The following is a 3140-nucleotide window of genomic DNA, read 5'->3' as shown; positions in this document are numbered from 1 at the left end:
ATTAAATAACCTGAACTCTGGATAATAAATCTATCTCAAGCAGCTATTTTCAGCGCTAACTGCGTTGAATTTATTTGCAATAGGCCAGCTATTGACACGTAAATTCGCCTTGCTTTCACTGAAAATCTCTGGCTCGAGAAAATAAATCTAAATATCACAATAACTCAATGTGTAGTAAATATCTTAACCAGAGTTCAGGTTAAATGTACTTTTTAAGGTGCGGAATAAATGCCTCGTGTTAACTTGCAACACATAAATACTCAACTAAGCTATTAGCCAATGCGCTGCTAATCGATTATTACAGCAACATTATTGTCGACTTTTATAGGGTATTAGCATTAAACCTGCTTACATAATTTTGTATAAAAAGTTCACAATTGATTTAGTTGCGCTCGGCACGCTTCTATCGCTTAGCCGTTAACCTCAGTAGTCGCTTTTTAATAGATAGCCTGAACTCTGCTCTGGATAATAAATCTATTTCCAGCAGCGATGATCAGCGCGAACTGCGTTGAATTTATTGAGAACCTCTGGTTAGAGAAAAATAAATTTAAATATCATTATGGTTCAATATGTTAGTAAATCTCTTAACCAGAGTTCAGGTTAGATAGATTAATCTAATACACCCAATTGTTACATAGTGGTAAAAGTAAATTGCTAATTCAGTGGATTATCATCATCAAATAAAGAGAGTAAACTAACTTTAAACATCAGATGCTTGTCTCTGAATTAAAAATTAACCTACAGATAAATTAAAAGTGAGTATAAATATGTCAGATAAATTTATAAAGTCAAAAGCAGCCATTGCTTGGGGACCTAAACAGCCATTATCTATTGAAGAAGTCGATGTAATGTTGCCGCGCAAAGGTGAAGTACTGGTAAAAGTTATCGCTTCAGGCGTATGCCACACTGACGCATTTACTTTATCTGGTGATGATCCTGAGGGCATATTTCCCGTAATTTTAGGCCATGAAGGTGGTGGAATTGTTGAGCAAGTTGGTGAAGGTGTTACAAGTGTTCAAGTCGGCGACCATGTGATCCCGCTATACACACCTGAATGCGGCGAATGTAAATTTTGTTTATCTGGTAAAACTAATTTATGCCAAAAAATTCGCGAAACCCAAGGTAAAGGTTTGATGCCAGATGGCACAACACGCTTTTATAAAGACGGTCAGCCTATTTTTCATTATATGGGTTGCTCAACGTTCTCTGAATACACAGTACTACCTGAAATCTCACTTGCTAAAGTAAATAAAGACGCGCCATTGGAAGAAGTGTGTTTACTCGGTTGTGGTGTCACAACGGGTATGGGCGCAGTGATGAACACTGCAAAAGTTGAAGAAGGCGCAACGGTTGCCATATTTGGTCTTGGCGGTATTGGTTTGTCAGCTGTTATTGGTGCAACAATGGCTAAAGCAAGTCGTATCATTGCTATTGATATTAATGAAAGCAAGTTCGAACTAGCAAGAAAATTAGGGGCGACTGATTGCATCAATCCTAAAGATTACGATAAGCCAATTCAAGATGTCATTGTTGAGTTAACCGACGGCGGTGTTGATTACTCATTTGAATGTGTTGGTAATGTAAACCTAATGCGATCTGCCCTCGAGTGCTGCCATAAAGGTTGGGGAGAGTCGGTTGTGATTGGTGTTGCTGGTGCTGGGCAAGAAATATCAACCCGCCCTTTCCAATTGGTAACGGGTCGAGTATGGCGTGGTTCGGCATTCGGTGGTGTAAAAGGCCGCACAGAATTACCTGAATACGTAGAGCGTTATTTGGCTGGTGAATTCAAATTAAGTGATTTTATTACACATACAATGGCTCTTGAAGACATTAACGAATCATTTGATTTAATGCACAAAGGCGAAAGTATCCGCACTGTTATTCATTTCGATAAGTAAGCAGCAAGTAGTACTTTTGTAAGTACTACTTATTATTGAAAATACTTATACCAATTGCACTAAGAAATGAGTAACTATAGCAATAGGTAAATGGCTCGATAACAAAGTGAAATTACTATATTAACTTATGTTTATGAGTCATTTTTAGCACAGTACATGTGCTAAGTAACCTGCTAAAACAAGCAATTTTTTAATAAAATTGGTATTACAATCACTTTAATAAAACGATATAGCTATTTGATATTAAAAATGAAAAAAGCTAACGTTTGAGGTTTTGCCATGACGATTGAAAATATAAGTGTAAATAAAAGCTTTGGTGGCTGGCATAAACAATACAGCCACCAATCAAAAGTATTAAATTGCGCAATGCGCTTCGCTATTTACTTACCGCCACATGTATCTAGCGGTCAAAAAGTACCGGTATTGTATTGGCTTTCTGGTTTAACGTGTACCGACGAAAATTTCATGCAAAAAGCAGGCGCTTTACGTATAGCAGCAGAGCTAGGTATTGCTATTGTAGCTCCTGACACCAGTCCCCGTGGTGAAGGGGTTGCCAACGACGAAGCGTATGATTTGGGTATGGGAGCTGGCTTTTATGTAAATGCGACCCAAGCTCCTTGGAATCGCCATTATCAGATGTACGATTACATAGTAAATGAATTGCCTAATATTATTGAAGCGGCATTCCCTGTTTCAGATAAACGCGCAATTAGTGGCCACTCTATGGGCGGACACGGCGCATTAACTATCGGTTTACGTAACCCTGAACGATATTCCTCAATGTCGGCTTTCAGCCCGATTTGTAATCCCGTAAAAGCCCCTTGGGGTAAAAAAGCCTTCGCGGCCTATTTAGGTAAAGATAAAACAGCGTGGGAAAGCTATGATTCGAGTGAACTAATGCGTAAAGCGACCTTATTTATTCCAGCCAAAGTTGACCAAGGCGGTGCTGATGATTTCCTTAAGGATCAATTAAAGCCTGAGGTGTTGGAAGCTGCAGCAAAAATAAATGGTTACCCATTACAGCTCGCTATTCATGAAGGGTATGATCACAGTTATTACTTTATTTCATCATTTATAGAAGAGCATTTACGCTTTCATGATCAGCACTTAAATAAGTAACCTGAACTCTGGATAATAAATCTATCTCCAGCAGCTATTATCAGCGCTAACTGCGTTGAATTTACTTATCATACATAATGTAGAGCAATAACAACGTTCATTTTTTGTCGTTGTTATTGCTTA

General features: G+C 38.3%; 2 protein-coding genes. Both read left to right on the top strand.

What is annotated here, in order from left to right; all coding sequences use genetic code 11:
• Nucleotides 1–767 precede the first annotated feature (767 nt).
• Complete coding sequence (locus CWB66_RS20775) at nucleotides 768–1898, top strand: S-(hydroxymethyl)glutathione dehydrogenase/class III alcohol dehydrogenase (protein WP_138586934.1); 1131 nt, start codon at nucleotides 768–770, stop codon at nucleotides 1896–1898.
• Between the two features lie 279 nt (nucleotides 1899–2177).
• The gene (gene fghA, locus CWB66_RS20770; protein WP_138586933.1) at nucleotides 2178–3017 is read left to right on the top strand and encodes an S-formylglutathione hydrolase; all 840 of its coding nucleotides are present in this window, start codon (nucleotides 2178–2180) and stop codon (nucleotides 3015–3017) included.
• Nucleotides 3018–3140: the final 123 nt, after the last annotated feature.

This window comes from Pseudoalteromonas sp. S558 (assembly GCF_005886635.1).
In the GTDB taxonomy this organism is placed as follows: Bacteria; Pseudomonadota; Gammaproteobacteria; order Enterobacterales; family Alteromonadaceae; genus Pseudoalteromonas; species Pseudoalteromonas aliena.
The sequence above is the reverse complement of the archived record's forward strand: the minus strand, read 5'-3'. Positions and strand labels throughout refer to the sequence as shown.

Coding starts and splice junctions, on each gene's coding strand:
- fghA (WP_138586933.1), top strand. CDS start 2,178: ATGACGATTGAAAATATAAGTGTAAATAAAAGCTTTGGTGGCTGGCAT.
- CWB66_RS20775 (WP_138586934.1), top strand. CDS start 768: ATGTCAGATAAATTTATAAAGTCAAAAGCAGCCATTGCTTGGGGACCT.